At 65.1% G+C, this 22,007-nt stretch carries 14 protein-coding genes; 8 read left to right on the forward strand and 6 right to left on the reverse strand.

The window, feature by feature from the left end:
* Positions 1-168 precede the first annotated feature (168 nt).
* From ACN9MB_RS07115 to ACN9MB_RS07135, 5 genes are all read right to left on the reverse strand, one after another.
* Positions 169-1,632 carry an efflux transporter outer membrane subunit gene (locus tag ACN9MB_RS07115; RefSeq protein WP_426271262.1) on the reverse strand — a complete coding sequence of 488 codons (1,464 nt, stop codon included), beginning with the start codon at positions 1,630-1,632 and terminating at the stop codon, positions 169-171.
* Positions 1,629-4,925 carry an efflux RND transporter permease subunit gene (locus ACN9MB_RS07120; protein WP_426271263.1) on the reverse strand — a complete coding sequence of 1,099 codons (3,297 nt, stop codon included), beginning with the start codon at positions 4,923-4,925 and terminating at the stop codon, positions 1,629-1,631. The genes ACN9MB_RS07115 and ACN9MB_RS07120 overlap by 4 nt, the downstream gene beginning before the upstream one ends.
* Positions 4,922-8,032 (reverse strand): efflux RND transporter permease subunit, encoded by a 3,111-nt coding sequence (locus ACN9MB_RS07125; protein WP_426271264.1) that lies wholly within the window; start codon positions 8,030-8,032, stop codon positions 4,922-4,924. Before ACN9MB_RS07125 ends, ACN9MB_RS07120 begins: the two co-directional genes overlap by 4 nt.
* 19 nt (positions 8,033-8,051) lie before the next feature.
* Positions 8,052-9,278 carry an efflux RND transporter periplasmic adaptor subunit gene (locus ACN9MB_RS07130; protein ID WP_426271265.1) on the reverse strand — a complete coding sequence of 409 codons (1,227 nt, stop codon included), beginning with the start codon at positions 9,276-9,278 and terminating at the stop codon, positions 8,052-8,054.
* A gap of 317 nt (positions 9,279-9,595) precedes the next feature.
* The gene (locus ACN9MB_RS07135; RefSeq protein ID WP_426271266.1) at positions 9,596-10,471 is read right to left on the reverse strand and encodes a DMT family transporter; all 876 of its coding nucleotides are present in this window, start codon (positions 10,469-10,471) and stop codon (positions 9,596-9,598) included.
* 313 nt (positions 10,472-10,784) lie between these two features.
* On the opposite strand from ACN9MB_RS07135, the gene ACN9MB_RS07140 reads away from it, so the two are divergent.
* The 5 genes from ACN9MB_RS07140 to ACN9MB_RS07160 all read left to right on the forward strand — a co-directional run bounded on the left by ACN9MB_RS07140 (position 10,785) and on the right by ACN9MB_RS07160 (position 16,087).
* The gene (locus ACN9MB_RS07140) at positions 10,785-11,954 is read left to right on the forward strand and encodes an acyl-CoA dehydrogenase family protein (RefSeq protein WP_426271267.1); all 1,170 of its coding nucleotides are present in this window, start codon (positions 10,785-10,787) and stop codon (positions 11,952-11,954) included.
* A 31-nt stretch (positions 11,955-11,985) separates the two neighbouring features.
* Positions 11,986-12,525 (forward strand): GNAT family N-acetyltransferase, encoded by a 540-nt coding sequence (locus ACN9MB_RS07145; protein ID WP_426271268.1) that lies wholly within the window; start codon positions 11,986-11,988, stop codon positions 12,523-12,525.
* Positions 12,522-13,016 carry a hypothetical protein gene (locus tag ACN9MB_RS07150; protein ID WP_204635393.1) on the forward strand — a complete coding sequence of 165 codons (495 nt, stop codon included), beginning with the start codon at positions 12,522-12,524 and terminating at the stop codon, positions 13,014-13,016. Before ACN9MB_RS07145 ends, ACN9MB_RS07150 begins: the two co-directional genes overlap by 4 nt.
* Before the next feature lie 203 nt (positions 13,017-13,219).
* The gene (locus ACN9MB_RS07155) at positions 13,220-15,487 is read left to right on the forward strand and encodes a thiamine pyrophosphate-dependent enzyme (protein ID WP_426271269.1); all 2,268 of its coding nucleotides are present in this window, start codon (positions 13,220-13,222) and stop codon (positions 15,485-15,487) included.
* A 72-nt stretch (positions 15,488-15,559) separates the two neighbouring features.
* Positions 15,560-16,087, forward strand: a complete 528-nt coding sequence (locus ACN9MB_RS07160) for an Ivy family c-type lysozyme inhibitor (RefSeq protein ID WP_426271270.1) — start codon at positions 15,560-15,562, stop codon at positions 16,085-16,087.
* A 264-nt stretch (positions 16,088-16,351) separates the two neighbouring features.
* On the opposite strand, the gene ACN9MB_RS07165 is transcribed toward ACN9MB_RS07160, so the two are convergent.
* The gene (locus ACN9MB_RS07165; RefSeq protein WP_426271271.1) at positions 16,352-17,137 is read right to left on the reverse strand and encodes a phosphatase PAP2 family protein; all 786 of its coding nucleotides are present in this window, start codon (positions 17,135-17,137) and stop codon (positions 16,352-16,354) included.
* Between the two features lie 138 nt (positions 17,138-17,275).
* On the opposite strand from ACN9MB_RS07165, the gene ACN9MB_RS07170 reads away from it, so the two are divergent.
* From ACN9MB_RS07170 to ACN9MB_RS07180, 3 genes are all read left to right on the forward strand, one after another.
* The gene (locus tag ACN9MB_RS07170) at positions 17,276-18,925 is read left to right on the forward strand and encodes a serine hydrolase (protein ID WP_426271272.1); all 1,650 of its coding nucleotides are present in this window, start codon (positions 17,276-17,278) and stop codon (positions 18,923-18,925) included.
* A 71-nt stretch (positions 18,926-18,996) separates the two neighbouring features.
* Complete coding sequence (locus ACN9MB_RS07175; protein WP_426271273.1) at positions 18,997-20,271, forward strand: alpha/beta hydrolase family protein; 1,275 nt, start codon at positions 18,997-18,999, stop codon at positions 20,269-20,271.
* Between the two features lie 89 nt (positions 20,272-20,360).
* Positions 20,361-21,974 carry an alpha/beta hydrolase gene (locus tag ACN9MB_RS07180; protein ID WP_426271274.1) on the forward strand — a complete coding sequence of 538 codons (1,614 nt, stop codon included), beginning with the start codon at positions 20,361-20,363 and terminating at the stop codon, positions 21,972-21,974.
* Positions 21,975-22,007: the final 33 nt, after the last annotated feature.

Here is a 22,007-nt window from a genome sequence, read left to right on the forward strand (position 1 = left end):
TGCCCCGGTCTCTTGCTGGTCCGTCTGCCGACTCACCGTTTGGCATCAGGCGCCAAGAGTTGCAGTAACACGGTCGGAGCGCACCCTGTGCGCGACAAGCCGACGGAGCGGTCGACCCAAACGGGACGGTCGCGCACAGGGTGCGCTCCTATAGGAATGTCGACCGGATTAGTGGGCAGTGGTCGAGGCGCGCTCAGCCGGCGCATGCGCCAACCCATCCGCCGACCAGCCACCGCCCAAATCCCCAAACAACGACACCGCATCCAGCAAGCGCTGCTGCTCTACACTCAACGCATCCTGCTTCGTACTCAATTCCGTGGTCTGCGCCACGGCCGCCGTGGTGTAGTCCACCGTGCCCGCCTGATACTCGTTGAACGCAATCGCCGAACCACGCGTCGCGTCCTTCACCGCGGCATCCAGCACCTGCGCCTGCTGCGCCAGAATGTTGATGCCGGAAAGGTCGTCCTCCACATTCTGGAAAGCACCAAGCACTGTGCCGCGATAGTTGGCGAGAGCCGCTTCGTAGTTCGCACGCGCGGCAGCCACTTCGCCATGGCGTGCGCCGGCATCGAAGATCGTCTCGCTCGCATCCGCGCCCAGCGACCACACGTGATTGGCCACGTGCAGCAGTCCGGCCAGGGGCGATTGCGCAAAACCATCCGCCGCGGAAAGCGACAGCGAAGGATAGTAGGCGGCAATGGCGACGCCGATGGCAGCGTTCTGCGCGGCCATCTGACGCTCGGCCACGGCAATGTCGGGACGGCGCTGCAATAGCGTGGAAGGCACGCCAGTAGGTACCTGCGGCAGCGCGGGGAGCGTGGCGTTGTGGGGGATATCGAGTTCTTCGGGATTCTTGCCCACCAGCACTGCGATGGCGTGCACGTATTGCGCACGCGACACGCCGAGTGCAATCAGCTTGGACTGCGCGTTCTCCAGCTGCGTGCGCGCGGTGATCACGTCGGAGGGCGCGATGGTACCGGCCTTGTCCTGGTTGTCCACCACGCGCAGGTATTCCTTGTACGCGTCCACGGTTTCCTGCAGCAGATCGATATTCGCGTCGGTGACGCGCAGGTCGATCACCGCGGTGGCGAGCGCGGTCTGTTCGGATAGCGTGGCGTTGGCGAGCGTGGCCTGGCTGGCCTGCGCATTCGCCTTGTTTTCTTCGACGGTGCGGCGCACCTTGCCCCACAGGTCCGGCGCCCAGCTCACGTTGCCTTCCAGCGAGCCGGAGCTGCTCACCGGGCGCAGGTGTTCGACGCCGCTGCCGGCGTTACCGGCGGCGGAGCGCTGCTTGCTGCCCGAACCGGCGATGCCGATGGTGGGGAACAGCGCACTGCGCGCCACCTGCACCTCGGCCATCGCTGCCTGGTAGTTGGCGTAGCTCTGCGCCACCGTCTGGTTGGATACCGCCACCTGCGGTTCCAGTTGGTTGAGCAGCGGGTCGTTGAAGGATGTCCACCAGTCGCCCTTGGGCACGTCGTCGGCCGGTGCGGCGGCGGTCCAGCCGGGCATCTCCTTGTACTGCGTGGGCACGTTGACCTGCGGGCGATGGTAGTCGGGACCCACCATGCAGCCGGTGAGCACCAGCGCGATCGACAGGGTTAGCAGGTTGCGAAGTTTGATGCTGCTCATGCGCTTGCGTCCGATCGGTTCCACGGCAGGCTCTCCGACCAGCGCGCAAGCCGTGCGCGCAGTCGGTCGAGATAGAGATAGATCACCGGCGTGGTGTAGAGAGTGAAAACCTGGCTAAGGATCAGGCCGCCCATCACCGTGATGCCCAGCGGCTGCCGCAGCGAGGCGCCCTGGCCGATGCCGATAGCCAGCGGCACCGCGCCGAGTACGGCGGCGGCGGTGGTCATCATGATCGGGCGCAAGCGCACGACCGCGGCGTCATGGATGGCCTTGTGCGCTTCCATGCCTTCGTCGCGCTGCAGATGGATGGCCACGTCGATCATCATGATGGCGTTCTTCTTCACGATGCCGATCAGCAGGATGATGCCGATCATCGCGATCACCGAGAACGGCGTGCCGAAGATCAGCAACGCCAGCGTCGCGCCGATGCCGGCGGAGGGCAGGGTGGAGAGGATGGTGACCGGATGCACCGTGTTCTCGTAGAGGATGCCGAGCACGATGTAGACGGCGGCGAGTGCCGCGAGGATCAACAGCGGCATGGTGGACATGGACTGCGCATACACCTGCGCGGCACCCGCCGTGGCGCCATGGATGGATGCCGGCATGCCCAGCTCCTGTGCCGCTTCGCTGATGGCGGCCAGACCGTCGCTGAGCGAGCCGCCCGGCGGCAGGTTGAACGAGATGGTGCCGGCCACCAGGCCGCCCTGGTGGTTCACCTGCGTGGCGGTGTGGTTGCTCACGTACGAGGCCAGCGCAGGGAACGGCACCATGGTTTCCGCGGCTGTGCTGTCCGCGCTGCCGCTGGAGCTGCCGCCCTTGGCGTTGGCAATGGCGTTGGTGAGCTGGTTGGCCTCGGCATCGCTGTTGCGCGAGTTGGTGTTGGAACCGGTGCTGCTGGTTGTGTTGGTGGACGTCACGCCCGACACCACGGACTTGGACATCTGCGTCTGCTGCGTCCCCGAGGCATTGCCGGCCGCGGTGCTGAAGCGGATGCGATCGATCATCTGCGGGTATTGCCAATACTTCGGCGCCACTTCCATCACCACGAAGTACTGGTTCAGCTGGTTGTAGATGGTGGATACGGTGCGCTGGCCGAAGGCGTCGTAGAGCACGCTGTCGATCTGGTTGGGCGCAAAGCCGTAGCGTGCGGCGGCCGTGCGATTGATGTTCACGTACAGCTGCAGGCCGTTCTGCTGCAGGTCGGAGTTCACGTCGGTGATGCGGTCGCGGTACTTGCCCAGGGCAGCCACCAGCCGCGGCACCCAGGTGAACAGCGCTTCCGGATCGTCGCTGGTCAGCGTGTACTGATACTCCGCCGCCGATTGGCGGCCACCGATGTGCAGGTCCTGCGCCGCCTGCAGGAACAGCTTGGCGCCCGACACGGCGTTGAGCTTGGGCCGCAGGCGATCCACCACCTGGGCGGCGGAGATCTTGCGCTCGGCCAGCGGTTTCAATTCGATGAATACGTTGGCGCTGTTGAGCGCGCGACCGCCGGTAAAGCCGGCCACCGAGGCCACGGCGGGGTCTTTCTGCACGATGTTCTGCAGCTGCGCGAGCTTCTTCTCCATCGCCTGGAAGGAGATGCTCTGGTCGGCGATGATCTGTCCCATCAGGATGCCGTTGTCCTGTTCCGGGAAGAACGTCGAGGGGACCAGGCGAATCAGCACCACGTTCAGCACGATCAGCCCGACCAGGGTCAGGATCACCGCGAACGCATGATCGAGCACGATGGTAAGCGAACGCGAATACGCCTGCTTGAAACGCTCGAACTGCCGCTCGTACCACACCGCCCAGCGTGCTTTGGAGTGCAGCGTCTTGCGCGAGATGACATAGGCCGCCATGGTCGGCGTGACGGTGAGCGAGATCACCAGCGACAGCAGGATGGCGATGGAGAGCGTCACCGCGAACTCGTGGAACAGCAGGCCGACGATGCCCGGCATCAGCAGGATCGGCAGGAACACGGCGATCAGCGAGAGGCTCATCGAGATCACCGTGAAACTGACTTCCGCGCTGCCCTGCATGGCGGCCTCGCGCACGTCCATGCCCGCTTCCACATGGCGAACGATGTTTTCCAGCACCACCACCGCATCGTCCACCACGAAGCCGGTGCCAATGGTCAGCGCCATCAACGACAGGTTGTCGATGCTGTAGCCGAGCAGGTACATCGGGCCGAACGTGCCGACGATGGACAGCGGCAGCGCCACTGCCGGCACGAGAACGGCGCGTGGCGACTGCAGGAACACGAAGACCACGCCGATCACCAGCAGCACGGCGATGAACAGCGTTCGCTCGGTATCGCCCACGGCCGCGTTGACCGATTGCGAGCGATCCACGGCGACGCCGACATGCACGTTGTGCGGCAGCGTGGCCTCGATCGAGGGCAGCGCCTTGCGGATCTGCGCCACCGTCTTGACGATGTTGCTACCCGGCAGCGGGTAGACGATCACCAGCACCGCATCATGGCCGTTGTACAGGCCGGCGTTGCGCAGGTTTTCCGCCGAGTCGAGCACTTGCGCCACGTCCCGCAGCTGCACGGCCGAACCGTTGCGATAGGCGACGACCAGGTCGCGATACGGGGCGGCCTTGTTGATCTGGTCGTTCGATTCCACCTCGTAGCGCTGGCCGTTCTCGTCGATATGGCCTTTCACGCTATCGGCATTGGCCGCGCTGATGGCAGCGCGCACGTCTTCCAGGCCGATGCCGTAGCTGTTGAGCTGGTCCGGCTGCAGTTCCACGCGCACCGACGGCAGCGCGCTGCCACCCAGCGTGATCTGGCCCACGCCATCCACTTGCGAGAGCTGCTGCTGGATCACCGAGTCGGCCGAGTCATACAGCTGGGCGCGCGTCAGCGTATCGGAGGTGAGCGCGAGCACCATGATCGGCGAATCGGCCGGATTGAATTCGCGATAGGTCGGGTTGTTGCGCAGCGTGGTCGGCAGGTCGGCGCGCGCGGCCTGGATCGCGGCCTGCACATCGCGCGCGGCGCCGTTGATGTCGCGGTTGAGGCCGAACTGGATCACGATGCGCGCGGAGCCCACCGTGCTTTCCGAAGTCAGCTCGGTGACGTCGGCGATGGAACCCAGGCGGCGCTCCAGCGGTTCGGCCACGGTCGAGGCCATGATGCTCGGGCTGGCGCCCGCCATGCTTGCCTGCACCACCACCACCGGGAAAGTGATGTTCGGCAACGGCGCGACCGGCAGGTGGAAATAGGCCAGCACGCCCGACAGCAGGATGGCGACGGCCAGCAGCGTGGTCGCCACCGGCCGTCGGATGAAAGCGCCCGGGATGTTCACGCGCTTTCCCCGGCCGCCTCTTCAGGCTGCCGCTTGCGACCGAAGCGCTGGGCAAGGCGGTCGAAGTACAGGTAGATCACCGGCGTGGTGAACAGTGTGAGCAACTGGCTCAGCAGCAGGCCGCCGATGATCGCCAGGCCCAGCGGACGGCGCAGCTCCGAACCCGTGCCCGTACCCAGCAGCATCGGCATCGCGCCCAGCATCGCCGCCAGCGTGGTCATCAGGATCGGGCGGAAGCGCAGCAGCGAGGCTTCGAAGATCGCCTCTTCCGGTGGCTTGCCGTGTTCGCGTTCGGCTTCGAGGGCGAAGTCCACGATCATGATCGCGTTCTTCTTCACGATGCCGATCAGCAACACGATGCCGATGATGCCGATCACGTCCAGGTCGCTGCCGGCGATCATCAGCGCCACCAGCGCGCCGATACCGGCCGAGGGCAGGGTGGAGAGGATCGTCACCGGATGGATGAAGCTCTCGTACAACACGCCCAGCACGATGTAGACGGCGATCAACGCGGCGATCAGCAGGTAGACCTCGCTGGAGAGCGAATCCTGGAACGCCTGCGCCGCGCCCTGGAAAGTGGACGTGATGGAGGACGGCAGATGCACGGCCGCTTCCGCATCGTTCACTTCCTTTACCGCCTTGCTGAGCGAGGCATCCTTGGCCAGGTTGAACGACACGGTGACGGCCGGGAACTGCGCCAGATGGCTGATCACCAAGGGCGACTTGGTGATCTTGATGCTGGCGATACCCTTGAGCGGCACCTGGCCGCTGCTGGCGGTCTGGCTCGGCAGGTAGAGGTCGCCCAGCGATTCCACCGTGGGAATGCTTTCGGGCTTGGCCACCAGGATCACGCGGTACTGGCTGGCCTGCTCGAAGATGGTGGAGACGATGCGCTGGCCCAGCGCGTCGTACAGCGCGTTGTCGATGGTGGCGGAGGTGATGCCGTAACGCGCCGCGAGCTGGCGGTTCACTTCCACGTTGATGGCGAGACCGTCGTTGTTGAGGTCGCTGGTGACATCGGTGATCGACTTGATGTCCTTCAGGCGGGTGATCAACTCGGGCACGTATTGCTGGAACGCCTGCTGGTTGGGCCCGCGCAGTACGAACTGGTACTGGTTCGGCGAAATGGTGGTGTCCAGCGTCAAATCCTGCTCGGGCTGCATGTACAGCTTGATGCCCGGGATGCTAGTCACTTCCTGCTGGATGCGTCGCGCGACTTCCTCGGCGCTGGACGAGCGGTCGTCGCGTGGCTTGAGGTTGATCAGGAAGCGGCCGTTGTTCAACGTGGTGTTGGTGCCGTCGATGCCCACGTAGGAAGTGAGGCTCGCGACGTCCTGGTCCTTGAGGATGGCGTCGGCCAGTTGCTTCTGGCGATCCACCATGACTCCGTACGAAACCGAGTTGTCCGAGACGCTGATGCCTTGCAGCACACCCACGTCCTGCACCGGGAACAGGCCCTTGGGAATAATGATGTACAGCACCACGGTGAGCGCCAGCGTGGCCAGGAAGGTCAGCAGCGTCGCGGTCTGGTGCGCCATCACGAAATGCAGGCCGCGCTTGTACGCCGCCAGCGTCTTGTCGAACAGACCTTCGCTGATGCGTTCGAAGCGGCTGGGGTGGCGATCCGCCTGCGCCTTGAGAATGCGCGCGCACAACATCGGCACCAGCGTCAGCGAGACCACTGCGGACAGCACGATGGTCACGGCCAGAGTAACCGCGAATTCGCTGAACAGACGGCCGATCACACCGCCCATGAACAACAGCGGGATCAGCACGGCGATCAGCGACACGGTCAGCGAGAGAATGGTGAAGCCGATTTGCCCCGAGCCTTCGAGCGCGGCTTCCAGCGGTGTCTTGCCTTCCTCCAGGTAGCGCACGATGTTCTCGATCATCACGATCGAGTCGTCCACCACGAAGCCGGTCGCGATGATCAGCGCCATCAGCGACAGGTTGTCGATGGAATAGTTGAGCTCGTACATCAACGCCAGCGTGCCGATCAGCGAGACCGGCACGGAGATGCTGGGAATCAGCGTGGCCGGCAGGTTGCGCAGGAACACGAAGATCACCAGCACGACCAGGATCACCGCCAGGATCAGCTCGAACGCGGCATCGTTCACAGACGAGCGGATCACGCCGGTGCTGTCCGTCACCACGTCCACCTTCATGCCTGCCGGCAGCGTGGATTCCAGCTGCGGCAGCTCCTTCATGATCTGGTTGACGGTGGCGATGACGTTGGCGCCCGGCTGGCGCTGCACGTTCAGCACGATCGACTGGGTCTTGTTGAACCAGGCGCCTTGCTCGGTGTTCTGCGCGGCCTGGGTGACGCGAGCCACGTCGCGCAGGTAGACCGGTGCGCCGTTCTGGTACGAGATGATGGTGTCGAGATAGTCCTGCGGGTTCTGGATCTGGTCGTTGCCGTTGATCGTGTAGTCGAGATCGGGGCCGTCGAAGTTGCCCTTGGGCTGGCTCACGTTGACGTTGGCGATCAGCGAACGCAGGTCATCGATGTTGAGTCCGTAACCGGCGAGCTTCTTCGGATCGGCTTCGACGCGGATGGCCGGCACGTTGCCGCCGGCCGGCGTTACCAGGCCCACGCCCGGCACCTGCGAAATCTTGGCGCCGAGGCGGTTGTTCGCCACGTCCTGCAACTGCGGCAGCGACATCGAGTTGGAGCTGACCGCCAATGTGAGGATCGGGCGGTCGGCCGGATTCACCTTGGCGTAGGTCGGCGGCGCGGGCAGGCCGGTGGGCAGCAGGCTGTTGGCTGCATTGATCGCCTCCTGCACGTTCTGCTCGGCCACGTCGAGGTTGAGCGACAGGTCGAATTGCAGCGTGATGATCGATGCACCCGCCGAGCTATTCGACGTCATCTGCTGCAGGCCGGGAATCTCACCCAGCTGCACTTCCAGCGGCGCCGTCACCGTGGTGGCCATCACCGAAGGGCTGGCGCCGGGATAGAACGTCTGCACCTGGATCGTCGGGTAGTCGACGTTGGGCAAGGACGACACCGGCAGGAACTTCATCGCCACGAGGCCCACCATCACGAGGGCGATCATCAGCAGCGAGGTTGCTACCGGCCTGAGTACGAACAGGCGGGAAATATTCATCGGATCACGCGCCTGCGATTCACGAAGACGTGCTGGCGGCGTGCGCGTGCTTGCCGTGCGGCGCTGCCGGTGCGGCCGCGCTGCTCGCGCCGGCCGGGCGCGGTTGCGAGATGCGGATCTTGGCGCCGTCGCTGAGGCGGTCCATGCCGTCCGTCACCACCTGCTGGCCGGCGGAAAGTCCGGCGAGGATGGCGGTGACCTTGCCGTCGCTGGGGCCGGGCGTCACCTTGTGCACGGACACCGTCTGGTCGGCATTGACGAGGTACACGTAGTCGCCGGGCGCGCCACTCTGCACGGCCGAAGTGGGCACCAGCACGGTCTTCTGCAGCGTGTCGACCAGCATCTGCACGTTGACGAACTCGTTGGGGAACAGCGATTCGTCGTCGTTGGGGAAGGTGGCACGCAAGGTGACGGTGCCGGTGCTCGTGGCCATCTGGTTGCTCAGCGCGTACAGCGTGCCGCTGGCGATCTTCTTGCTGTTGTCGCTGCTGTAAGCGGTGACCGGAAGTTTGGCGCCGCCATTCACGCGCTGTAGCACCTTGCCCAGCGAATTCTGCGGCACGGTGAACTGCACCGTGGTCGGCTTCATCTGCGTGATGGTGACGATGCCCGGCGAGGTGGACTGCGTCACGTAGTTGCCCGGATCGACCAGTCGCAGGCCCACCCGGCCGGCCACCGGCGCGGTGATGTGGCAGTAGGCGAGATCGAGGTCGTCCTGCGCGATGGCAGCCTTGTCGGCCTTCACGGCGGCGTCGCTCTGCGCCACGGTGAACTTCTGGTCGGCGTAGGTCTGCTCGGCAATCGACTTCTGTTCGTGCAACTGGGTGTAGCGGGCCAGGTCGGCGCGGGCCTGATCGAGCGTGGCCTGGTCCTTGGCCAACTGGGCCTGCGCCTGTTGCTTGTTGATCTCGTACTGGCGCTGGTCGATCTGCGCGAGGAACTGGCCTTTCTCCACGTCCTGGCCTTCCTGGTAGCCCACCGCGGTGAGATAGCCGCTCAGTTGCGGCAATACGTTGACGGTGGCGACCGGCGTGACGGTGCCGAGCGCGGTGAGCACTTCGGGCATGTCGCCTACCGTGGCGGTCGCCGCGCTCACCGACTGCGCCGGCTGGCCGGTCTTTTCCTTCTTGCCGGTGAGCAGGTGGACCACGATCAACACCAGCAGCAGGGCGATCACCGCGGCCGCGATCCACGCACCGCGCTTCTTACGAGGACGCCCGGATGTTTGGGCAGTGTCGGCGCTCATCCAGCATCTCCCAGCAACTCAATTGCAAAATTCACAAGGCCAGCCATGTCGTTTCGTTTGCAGCAGCGTTTCGCGACGATGCGTCGCCGCGTAAACGGGTTGACTGACTTCTAACGATCCGCTGGCCATGTGGTTGACCCGGGCACAAGCACGCGCACGGCGCGCACCCCGGGAAGCGCGCAGAGACGCTGGGTTGGTAAAACAGCGGAAAAGTGATGGCACAAGCGTTGTCACGGACAAGTGATGCCTCACGGCATGACGTGCATCCGCGTCCGCTTGATTAAGAAATATTCATCTGGCGCGATGGCGAGCCGCGCTCAGACCATGCGCATGCGTTTCCACCAGTTCGTGACCTTTTCCTCGCGCACCAGCGTGAAGAGTCCCGAACCGAGAATGAGCGCGATGCCGATCAGCATCGGCCAATCCAGTTTGTCGCCGAACAGCCAGTAGCCGAAGAAGATCGCCCACAGCATCTGGCTGTACTGCGTGGGTGCGATGCGATTGGCCGGCGCGTGATGGGTGGCCAGCATCAACAGCACGCCGGCAAGACCGGCCAGCAGTCCGTAGCCGGCGAGCAGGAACCATTGATGCAGATCCGGCCACACAAAACTTGGCAGCATCAACAGGCCGCCACTCACCAACGGCCCGATCACACCGGCGCCGTACAGGCTGATGCGTTTTTCGTGCGGACCGGCCATGCGCAGCGCCACCACCGACACGGCGCCGGAAAGGCCGCAGGTCATCGCCGCGAGATGTCCGACGCCCAGCGCGCGAAAGCCTGGCCGCAACACCACCAGCACGCCGAGGAAACCCACGATCACCGCCGACCAGCGTCGCCAGCCCACGTGTTCCTTGAGGAAGATCACCGAGAGCATGGTCACGAAGATCGGCAGCAGGAAGATCAGCGCGAACGCCTCGGCCATCGGCAACGCGGTGAAGGCAATCACCGCGGAGATGTTGCAGATCGCTCCGGTGATTGCGCGTATCCACCACAGATGCGGCTTGCGCGCGGTGAACACGTCCAGGTAGCGATCGCCCGGATGGCGGATGAAGGGCAGGGCGCTGAGCATCAGCACCGCGCCGAAGAACACGGCCTCGTAGGCCGGCAAGGTGCCGTGCAGCGATTTCACGAAGGCATCGCTGATCGCGTAGGCCGCGTAGCAGGCAAAGCCGAGGAGGACACCTTTGAACATGGACGATCCGGCGGGGAGCGGAGTGCCCGGCCGTCGTGCCGGCACGGGCCGAATCCGGTGGACCGCGCGCTGCCTGGACGGCGCTGCGATGGTTCCGGGCCTGGCGGAGGCGGACGACGCCGTCCCAGCCGGGGCTGGGACGGAGGACAGCGCATGGTCCCACAGCCCGTCCCGCGCGCCTACCCTGAGAGCCCGTTGGTGCTGTCCGCATAGCCTGCAAACAAGCGCTTAGGCCCTGCTGCACCCCGCCGTGACCCGCCCCCGATGCCCGGTTAGAATGGCGGTTTGCCCCCAACGTCACGGAACTTCAAGCATGTCCGCTCGCCTGAATCCCCTCGATCTTTATGACGTCCGTTCGATGCTCTCCGACGAGGAGCGCATGGTGCAGGACACCGTCGGTCGTTTCGTCGACGAGCGTGTGTTGCCGATCATCGGGGACTGCTTCGACCAGGGCCGTTTTCCCAAGGAACTGGTGCCGGAAATCGCCAGCCTGGGCCTGCTGGGCGCCACGCTTCCCGAGAAATACGGTTGCGCCGGCATGAACGGTGTCAGCTACGGCCTGATCTGCCAGGAACTCGAGCGCGGCGATTCGGGCCTGCGCAGCTTCGCGTCCGTGCAGAGCTCGCTGTGCATGTATCCGATCTACGCCTACGGCACCGAAGAGCAGAAGACGCATTACCTGCCCAAGATGGCGGCGGGCGAGATCATCGGCTGCTTCGGCCTGACCGAACCGCACGGCGGTTCGGACCCGGCCAACATGAAGACCCACGCCAAGAAGGACGGCGGCGACTGGGTCATCAACGGCGCCAAGATGTGGATCACCAACGGCAACGTCGCGCAGATCGCCATCGTGTGGGCGCAGACTGAGGACGGCATCCAGGGCTTCATCGTGCCCACCGACAGCAAGGGTTTCACCGCGCAGGAAGTGCACAAGAAGATGAGCCTGCGCGCGTCGGTGACGTCGGGCCTGTTCTTCGACAACGTGCGCGTGCCCGAGGCGAACCGCCTGCCGAACGTGAAGGGCCTGAAGGGTCCGCTGGGTTGCCTCACGCAGGCCCGCTACGGCATCACCTGGGGTCCCATCGGCGCCGCGCAGGCGTGCCTGCAGGAAGTGCTCAGCTACACCCAGGAGCGCATCCTGTTCGGCCGTCCGCTCGCTTCCAACCAGGCCGTGCAGATCAAGATGGCCGAGATGGCCCGCCGCATCACCATGGCGCAGCTGCTCTCGCTGCAGCTCGGTCGCCTGAAGGATGCCGGCAAGATGCAGCCGACGCAGGTATCGCTGGCCAAGTGGAACAACTGCCGCATGGCCATCGACATCGCCCGCGAATGCCGCGACATCCTGGGCGGCGCCGGCATCACCACCGAGCACGTGGCCATCCGTCACGCGCTGAACCTGGAATCGGTGATCACCTATGAAGGCACCGAGACGGTGCATCAGCTGGTGGTGGGCCGCGAGTTGACGGGGATCAATGCGTTTTGAGGCCGCCCGGGCGTCGAGGTGAGAACGTTTCGTGAGTTGGCAAACGATCCGCATCGAAACCGAACGCCTCCTCCTGCGCCCGCCGCAGGCTGAGGATTTCGACGGCTGGGCCGCCAACCTGGCCGATGCCGAGTCCGCGCGTTTCATCGGCGGCCTGCAACCGCGGGCCGTCGCGTGGCGCGGCTTTCTCACCATGGTCGGCGCGTGGGCCATCCAGGGCTTCGGCATGTTCTCGGTGATCGAGAAGAGCACCGGTCGCTGGATCGGCCGCATGGGCCCCTGGTTTCCCGAAGGCTGGCCCGGTCGCGAAGTCGGCTGGGGGCTGGCGCGCCATGCCTGGGGCAACGGTTATGCGCTGGAAGGCGCCACCGCCTGCATGGATTTCGCGTTCGATCAGCTGGGCTGGAACGAGGTGATCCACAGCATCGATCCGGCGAACGAATCGTCGAAAGCATTGGCGGCGAAACTGGGCTCCGCGCTGCGCGGCCCCGGCCGCCTGCCCGAACCGTTCGAGCACGTCGCCATCGAAATCTGGGTACAGACCCGCGAACAATGGCGGCAACGCGCATGAGCCACGTCACGCCCGCGCTGTATGCCACCCTGGCCGAGATCGTGCCGGAGCTGCACGTGCACTGCGTGGAGCCGTGGTGCGTGATCGGCAGCGCGGCCGCCTTGCTTGCTGGCGCCGATGTCAGCGTGGCCGATGTGGATCTGCTGGTGTCGCGCGCTGATGCGGATACTTTGATGACGCTGTGGGCTGAGCGACGCGAATCGGTTTACGAACCGGCAGGTGCCGAACGTTTCCGTTCGCATTTCGCACGCTTCCGCTTTCCCGGGCTGCCCGTCGAGGTGATGGGTGGGTTGGAGCTCGATCAAGGCGATGGCTGGAAGCCGGTGAAAGCACGACGGCTGACGCTGGCGGGCCTCAATGGCCTCGCCGTGCCGGTGCCTTCGCTCGACGATCAGATTCGTATTCTTGAAAGCTTCGGACGTGAGAAGGACGTGCAGCGTGCGAAAGCGCTGCGCGCTCTGGCTTCCTCTCCCCTCCGGGGAGAGGACTGAGGTGAGGGGCGGGTGCTCGCGATGATGTTGCTACGAAGCTTGCTCCGAATAAGCCATGTCGCGACCGTGGCCCCTCACCCCAACCCTCTCTCCGGAGGGGAGAGGGAGCAAATCCGCGCGCTTTTCGCGCTGCTTCGCTTCGAATTGACACATCATTTTCCAGCCGTCCAAACGGCCACTCGTTGACGAGACCTCAAGCCATCATGACCGCCATCCCGTACTCCCTCACGGCACGCCACAAGGGCTTCAACCGCGCCGAGATCGTCGACCAGAACTTCATCGAGTTCGTGCAGCTCTGGCAGGGCGACGTGCAGGCACCGCTCGGCGGCCATTCGCCGGTGCTGCCGGGCAGCGCGCTGAACGGGCAGGGCTTCCGCGAGCTGCTGGAATCGCAGCTGATCAGTCGTCACCTCGATCTGATGGCGCGCGTGCTGCGTGTGCAAAACAAGGTGTTCTACACCATCGGTTCCAGCGGCCACGAAGGCAACGCGATGGTGGCGCGCCTCACACGCCATACCGATCCGGCCTTCCTGCATTACCGCTCCGGCGGCTTCATGGCCGAGCGGTTCCGCAAGCTGCCGGGCATGGACCCGGTGATGGATTCGGCGTTGTCCTTTGCCGCCAGCATGGAAGACCCAGCCTCCGGCGGCCGCCACAAGGTATGGGGCAGCAAGCCGTTGTGGGTGTTGCCGCAGACGTCCACCATCGCCTCGCACCTGCCCAAGGCCCTGGGTACGGCAGTGGCGATCGAGCAGGCGCGCCGCATCGGCCACAAGCTGCCGATTCCGGAAGACAGCATCGCCATCTGCTCGTTCGGTGACGCTTCGTCCAACCATGCCACCGCGCAGACGGCGTTCAACGCAGCTGCCTGGACCGCCTACCAGAAACTGCCCGCACCCGTGCTCTACGTGTGCGAAGACAACGGCATCGGCATTTCGGTGAAGACGCCGAACGGCTGGGTGGCGAACAACTTCCGCCATCGCGCCGACCTCGATTATTTCTACGCCGACGGCCTGGATCTGGCGGAGGGCTATGCGCAGGTGCAGGAGGCGGTGGAACACTGCCGCACCACGCGTCGTCCCACCTTCCTGCATCTGCGCACCACGCGCGTGATGGGCCATGCCGGCACCGATTTCGAGATCGAGTGGCGCAGCGTGGAAGAGCTGTTCACCGTCGAGGCGAGCGATCCGCTGCTGCGTTCGGCGGAGATTGCGTTGTCCTCGGGCTTGTACACGAAGGAATCGCTGCTGGCGCTGTACGAAGCCACGCGCAGGCGTTGCTTCGAAGCGGCGGAGGATGCCGACCGCCGTCCGCGCCTGAGTTCGCTGGAGCAGGTGATGAAGCCGCTCGCGCCGTATACGCCGGCAGCGGTGAAAGCCGAGGCCGAGCGCACGGATTACCAGGATCGCCGTCTCGCCACTTTCGGCGGCGAAACGAAGCTGCCGGAAAACCAGCCGCCGCGTCATCTGGCCATCCAGATCGGCCAGGCGTTACACGACATCATGGCCAAGTACCCCGAATCGCTGCTGTTCGGCGAAGACGTGGCCATGAAGGGCGGCGTGTACACCGTCACCAAGGGCCTGCACAAAGCCTTCAAGGGCAGCCGCGTGTTCAACACGCTGCTGGATGAAACCATCATCCTCGGCCTCGCCCAGGGCTATGCCAACATGGGCATGCTGCCGCTGCCGGAAATCCAGTACCTGGCGTATTTCCACAATGCATGCGACCAGATTCGCGGCGAAGCGGCCTCGTTGCAGTTCTTCTCCAACGACCAGTACCGCAATCCGATGGTGATGCGCGTGGCCAGCCTGGGTTACCAGAAGGGTTTCGGCGGCCACTTCCACAACGACAACTCGATTGCCGCGCTGCGCGACATTCCCGGCCTGGTGGTGGGCTGCCCCAGCCGTGGCGACGATGCCGCCACCATGTTGCGCACCATGACGGCGCTGGCCAAGGTCGACGGCCGTGTCTGCGCTTATCTGGAACCGATCGCGCTGTACATGACCAAGGATCTGTACGAAGCCGGCGACGGCCAGTGGCAGTTCGACTATCCGGCGCCGGGCGAGGCCATGACGCTGGGCGAGGGCCGCGTCTACCGCGACGAGGCCAACGACCTGGTGGTGTTCACCTTCGGCAACGGCGTGCCGATGGCCTTGCGCGCGGCCCGTGCCATCGAATCGGAGCTGGGCTGGAAGGTTCGCGTGGTGGACCTGCGCTGGCTGGCGCCTCTCAACAACGCCTTCATCGCGGCGCAGGCAAAGTCCGCCAAACGCATCATCGTGCTGGACGAAGGCCGGCGCAGTGCGGGCGTGGGCGAGGGCATCATCACGGCCATCGTGGAAGGCGGCTCGGGAGCGACACCGCTGGAGCGCGTGGTGGGTGCCGATACCTATACGCCACTCGCCGGTGCCGCCTTGCTGGTGTTGCCGGGCGATGCGGACGTGGTGGCGGCGGCCCGCAAGCTTGCCTGAGGGCAGCGCGGCGCTTCGGCGCCGCCTTGTCCATCGCGGTCCGGCATCGGCTGTTTCGCCAGGAGACCCGTCATGGACTACCGTTCGATCGTCACGCTGGGTTTGCTGGCCGCTTGCGTGGCCTGCTCGGATCAGCATGAGCCGCACGCGGCTGCAACGGCCGCGCCGTCTGCCGCGACGTCGGCGCCGACGCTGGCGGTCAGCAGCAGCGCCAGTTCACCCGGTGGACTGACCTATCTCTACGACTTGATGCAACGCCCGGATTTCTCCACGGCGTTTGCGGCCTTGTCGGGTGCCGAGCAATTGCCGGCTTGGGCCAGCCAGGGCGGGGTGGCGACGCCGGCGCAGCAAGTGGTGATCGACGGCCATACCCAGATGCTGGCCGAAGCGTGCAAGCCGCACGATTGCCCGTCCGAACGCATCCTCATCCTCTACGACGAAAACACCCACGCCATGTCCGGCCTGTTCGCGCGCCGCAAACCCGCGGCCTTGAACAATGCCGACAGCAACGATCCGGCCAACGACGATTTCATCTGGCTGGGCGCGCCCGACGATGCCTCGAGGCAGCTGCTGCAGCGCAAGCTCTATTCCCCGAATTGACGGTGACCTGTCCCTGTGGGAGCGCACCCTGTGCGTGACGGGCCTCGCGATAACCGATCAAAGAGGCGAGATCAGACGTGGCAGTCGCGCACAGGGTGCGCTCCCACAAGGGTGAGGTGTTATCGCAGCGCCACCCGATGGCTGATGCCTCTCTGTGGGAGCGCACTTGTGCGCGACAGGTCTTGCGATAACCGATCAAAGAGGCGGGATTTGACGTGGCAGTCGCGCACAAGTGCGCTCCCACAAGGGTGAGGTGCCAGGGGGTCAGGGCGAGCGCCGCAACCGCCACCACTCCGCACCGGCGATACACACCACCAGCCATGCCGATCCGCTGATATAACCAGCCACCACGTCGCTGAAATAATGCACTTGCAGCACGATGCGGCTGAGGCCGATCACGCCGATCATGGCCACCGCGCCGGCAATCACCCAGCGATGCCAGCGGTGCGGCAGCACGCGCAGCAGCACATAGGCGAGCATGCCGTAGAACACGATGGCGCCGAACGCGTGGCCGCTGGGAAAGCTCCAGCCGTGCTCGACGATGAAGCCGTGGTTGTGCAACGGGCGCGGCCGTTCGAACACGGCCTTCAGGCCGCTGTTGATGGGCACCACGCCCGCCATCGCGACGGTCCAGCAGGTGGCGAGCTGCAGGCGGCGCTGGAACAGCAGCATGGCCAGCACCACCACCGTGACAACGGCGACCGAACCGAGGTCGCCCAGGTGCGACACCGCCGCCACCAGCCGCAGCACGCCCGGCTGCAGGGTCGCGCGCAGATCCTCGGCCAGCGTTTCATCGAACGAGGGCAGCCAGCGCAGCGCTTCTTCCTTCAACGCCAGTGCGATGGCCGCAAACAGCAGGCACAGGCAGACCAGCATGAGCAGCGCCGTGATGCCGCGCAGGGCGGTCGGCTGGCGGCCGGCGGCGAGGGTGGCCTGGCCGTGCTGGCGGTTCCATTGCCATGCCCGGTCGCCCACCAGCAGGGCGGCCACCAACAGCAGCGCCCAGATCGGCAAGGCGTGGGTGGCGATCCATTCGACCAGTTCGTTCATGCAGACTCCTCGATACAGCCGTGCATGATCCGGGTCGCGGCCCGTCGCGTCGAGATAGCGGCCAACATGACTTTCAGTGCTGGATCAGGAAGCCCTTTGCCGCGATAGTGATGTGCTTTGCCGTGGCGGAGTTGCCGAATGTTCCTGCGAACCCTTTCCCCGCGCCTGGTGGGCTGTGTTGCGCTGCTGGCGCTGACGGCACCGGCCTGGGCCCAGACCGCGCCCGCGACGGCCGCAACGCCTGCCGTCGCCACCAGCGCGCCGGCCTTGCCGGCCCAGCTGCAGGACTTCACCGCCTACGTCGATGCCGTGCGCAAGCAGTTCGATGTGCCGGGCATCGCCGTGGCCATCGTGAAGGATGGGCAGGTGGTGCTGGAACAGGGCTACGGCGTGCGCGAACTGGGCAAGCCCGAAGCGGTGGATGCGCGCACGCGCTTCGCCATCGCCTCCAACACCAAGGCGTTCACCGCGGCGGCACTGCAGATGCTGGCGGAGGAAGGCAAGCTCAACATGGATGATCGCGTGATCGATCATCTGCCGTGGTTCCAGATGTCCGATCCGTACGTGACGCGCGAAATGCGCATCCGCGACCTGCTGGCGCATCGCAGTGGCCTGGGCCTGGGCGCGGGCGACCTGTTGTACTGGCCGCCCACCTCGTATTCCACCAAGGAAGTGGTGCAGCACCTGCGCAACGTGCCGCTGGCCACCAGCTTCCGCAGCGCCTATGCCTACGACAACATCCTGTTCGCCGTGGCCACGCTGGTGATCGAGCAGGTGTCCGGCCAGAGCTACGCCGACTTCATCAGCCAGCGCATCTTCAAGCCGGTGGGCATGGACGAATCGCTGATCGACATGAGCCAGCTCAAGCCGGGCATGGACGTGGCGATGGGCCACGCCAAGTTCAACTTCACCGAATTGAAGCCGGTGCCGCCGATGGCCTGGTCGAACAATTCGGGCGCCGGCGGCATCTACGCCAGCGTGCACGATCTGGCCAAGTGGATGAACGTGCAACTCGCCGGCGGCAAACTGCCGGACGGCAAGGCGCTGTTCTCCGAAGACAGCCAGAAGCAGATGTGGTCGATGCTCACGCCGATGAAGATCTCCGAGCCGCCGGTGCCGGAGCTGCAGGCCGCGCGTCCGAATTTCGCCGGCTACGGCGAAGGCTGGTTCCTCTCCGATTACCAAGGCGCGCGCCTGGTATGGCACACCGGCGGTTGGCCCGGCATGGTCTCGCGCATCACGCTGGTGCCGGAACTCAAGCTCGGCGTGGTGGTGTTGACCAGCCAGGAATCGGGCGCTGCATTCAACGCGGTGACCTATCGCGTGCTCGATGCCTATCTGGGCAAGGACAAGAAGGATTGGCTGGCCGCTTACGCCGCCGCGGTGAAGAAGTCCGAAGGCAACGCCGACGACAGCTGGAAGATGCACGAGAAGGCGCGCGACAAGAACGGCAAGCCGTCGCTGCCGCTGTCGGGGTACGCGGGCACCTTCAAGGACCCGTGGTACGGCGACATCGTGGTGAGCCAGCAGAACGGCAAGCTGCGCATGCGTTTCTCCAAGACCGCGCAACTGGTGGGCACGATGACGCCGTGGCAGCACGACACCTTCATCGTGCGCTGGGACGATCGTGCGCTCAACGCCGATGCGTTCGTGAACTACGCGCTGGATGCCGACGGCAAGATCCGCGAGGTGCGCATGCAGCCCGTCTCGCCGCTCACCGATTTCAGCTTCGACTTCCAGGACCTGCGCCTGTCGCCGGCCAAGACCACGACCTCCGGCACGCCCTGACCAATAGCAGGGGTGGTGCGTGCGGGACGCCGCCTATAGTGGTGGCGTCCCCGCGATGGAGTTCCTGTTGCATGAAACGTTTCGTTGCAAGCCTGCTGTGCTTTTCGTTTGCAGGCGTCGCCTTCGCCGCGCCGCCTTCGTGCGCATACGGTGTGTACGGCGAGCCCGGCAAGCCGCCGGTGGTGATTTCCAATCCCACCTCCAGCGGTGCCGATGCACCGGAACGCTATACGTTTCTTGATGGTCGTCGCGACGACGTCAATGGCAGCGACGGGCTCGTGCACTGCGACAAGGGCGTGGTGAGCGTGCGCCAAGCCGACGGCGGTTATGCGGCGCAGCCCAAAGTGCCCCTGCGCGAAACGCCGACGCGGTTCAAGAGTCATGGAACCGAGCTGGCGGGTGTGCTGATCGAACCGGCGCAGTCCAACGGCAAACCTCCGCTGGTGGTGTTCGTGCACGGTTCGGAGAAGACGCCGGGCATTGGCGGCTACTACCCCTATGTGTTCGCCGCCGAAGGCTTGGCCGTGTTCGCTTACGACAAACGCGGCACCGGTGCTTCCGAAGGCGATTACACGCAGAACTTCGAACTGCTGGCCGACGACGCCGCTGCCGCGCTGGATGAAGCGCGCAGGCTCGACGCAGGCCGGTATTCTCGCGCCGGTTTCTTCGGCGGCAGCCAGGGTGGCTGGGTGGCACCGCGCGCGGCGGCGCTGGCGCATGCCGACTACGTAGCCGTGGGTTTTGGCCTGGTGATGACACCGCTGGAGGAAGACCAGCAGCAGGTCGTGCTGGAGATGCAAGAGAAGGGCTATGACGCCGCGGCCATCGCCAAGGCACGCGAAGTCACCGATGCCACCGGGGCGGTGATGGCGTCGCACTTCACCGCCGGCTACGACCAGCTGGAGGCGGTGAAGCGCAAGTTTGCCAAGGAACCGTGGCTGCATATCATCGAAGGCGAGTACACCGGCGAACTGTTGGCCGAGGACGAAGCCGACCTGCGCCGCACCGGCGCTCCCCGCCACGACAGCCTCAACATCATCTGGCATTACGATGCGATCAGCGCCATTCGCACACTGGGCGTGCCCCAGCTGTGGGTGTTGGCCGGTGACGATCGCGATGCGCCTGGCAGCGTGACGCGCGAGCGTCTGGTTGCGTTGAAACACGAAGGCAAACCGATCGATCTCTACGTCTTCCCGTATACCGATCACGGCATGTACGAATTCGTGCAGAAGCCGGATGGCAGTCGCAAGGTCACGCGTATCACCAATGATTATTTCCGCCTGCTGGCGGACTGGATCAGGCAGCAGGACAAGCCGCCGTATGGCACCGGTGAGCGCATCCGCTGATCGAAGCAGGCGGGGACGGGGTGATGGACTTTGTCGGCCGTTCCCCCGAAGGTTCGTTCAAAGGGGAAAACCCCATCGTGGAGTGGATCATGCGGTCACATCGATTGAAGCTTGCCGTCCTGTTGTGCCTGGGACTGGCTGCCACCACTTGCGCCAGCGCCGAACAGGCCGGTGTGGCGCAGCGTTTCCATGTGGACCTGGCGGTTCCCGGCACGGAGGTGGCGTCCGGCCGCCTGCTGGTCTTCGCCGAACCGGCCAAGGACGCCGAGGCTGGCTCGAAGAACGGCAAGGTGGAGCAGGTGGATCTCGATCCGCTCGCGCCCGACAAGGTGAACGTGGCGGCGCGCGAAGTGAACCGCCTGGTGGCGGGGCAGGGCATCGACATCGATGCCGACCAGCAGGCTTATCCCGCCGCATTCAGCCAGCTGCCCGCGGGCGACTACTACGTTCAGGCCGTGCTCGACACCAACCACAGCTACAACTACAGCGCTCGCGGCGAGGGCGATCTGGTCAGCGAGGTGGTCAAGCTGCACCTGCCGGCCACCGGTCTGCCGCCGCTGAAGCTGGCCACGCAGTTGCCTGCGATCGACGCGTGGAGCATGGTCAATCCGGCCTTGCGCGATGTGGTGCCCGAGGCACGCAAGCACACGCAGGACATCGACTTCCTCAGTCCCGCACTCACCGCGTTCTGGGGGCGGCCGATCCATATGCGCGCCAGGGTGGTGCTGCCGCCGGGTTACGACGCCAAGGGCAGCGCCACCTATCCGGTGGTGTATTACACGCACGGCTTCGGCGGCGGCATGAATCGCTTTGCGGGTGTCGCCACCAATCTCTGGCAGGCGATGTCCAAGGGGCAGATGCCGCCGATGATCTGGGTGTTGCTGGACGAATCGCTGCCGACCGGCACGCACGAGTTCGTCGATTCGGTCAACAATGGACCCTGGGGCAAGGCGCTGACCGAGGAACTGATCCCGCAGCTGGAATCGAGCTTCCGCATGGACGCCAAGCCCAGCGGCCGTTTCCTCAACGGCCATTCCTCCGGTGGCTGGGCCACGCTGTGGCTGCAGACGCGCTACCCGAAGATGTTCGGCGGCACCTGGTCCACCTCGCCCGACCCGAGCGACTTCCACGACTTCACCGGCGTGGATCTGTATGCGCCGCACGCCAACGTCTATCGCAAGCCCGACGGCACCGCGTACCCGCTGATTCGCGACAACGGCAAGGTGATCGCCACCTATGAGCAGTACGCGAAGCTGGAACGCGTGTTCGGCAGCTACGGCGGGCAGATGGCCTCGTTCGAGTGGGTGTTCTCGCCGCGCGGCGTCGATGGCCGTCCGCTGCCGCTGTTCGACCGCGATACCGGCGACGTGGATGCCAGCGTGGTGGCCTACTGGAGCGAGCACTACGACATCGCCCGTCGCCTGCAGGCCCAGTGGCCGCAGCTGAAGCCGGACCTGGACGGCAAGATCCACGTCTACGTAGGCGGTGCGGACACGTTCTATCTCGACGGCCCCGCGCATCGCCTGAAAGCCGTGCTGGATGGCCTGCACGCGCGTTCCGACATCCGCTTCCTGCCCGGCAAGACGCATTTCGATCTGTACGTCGTCGGCACCGATCGCAATGGCCTGCTCAAGCAGATCGCCTGGGACATGTATGCGGTGGCGCGGCCGCAGTCGACGCTCAAACAGGCTGCGGCGCCCTGATCACCGGCAAGCAGCCCATCGGCCATAGGTGAT

It is taken from the genome of Dyella kyungheensis, assembly GCF_049913195.1.
Classification (GTDB): Bacteria; Pseudomonadota; Gammaproteobacteria; order Xanthomonadales; family Rhodanobacteraceae; genus Dyella; species Dyella kyungheensis.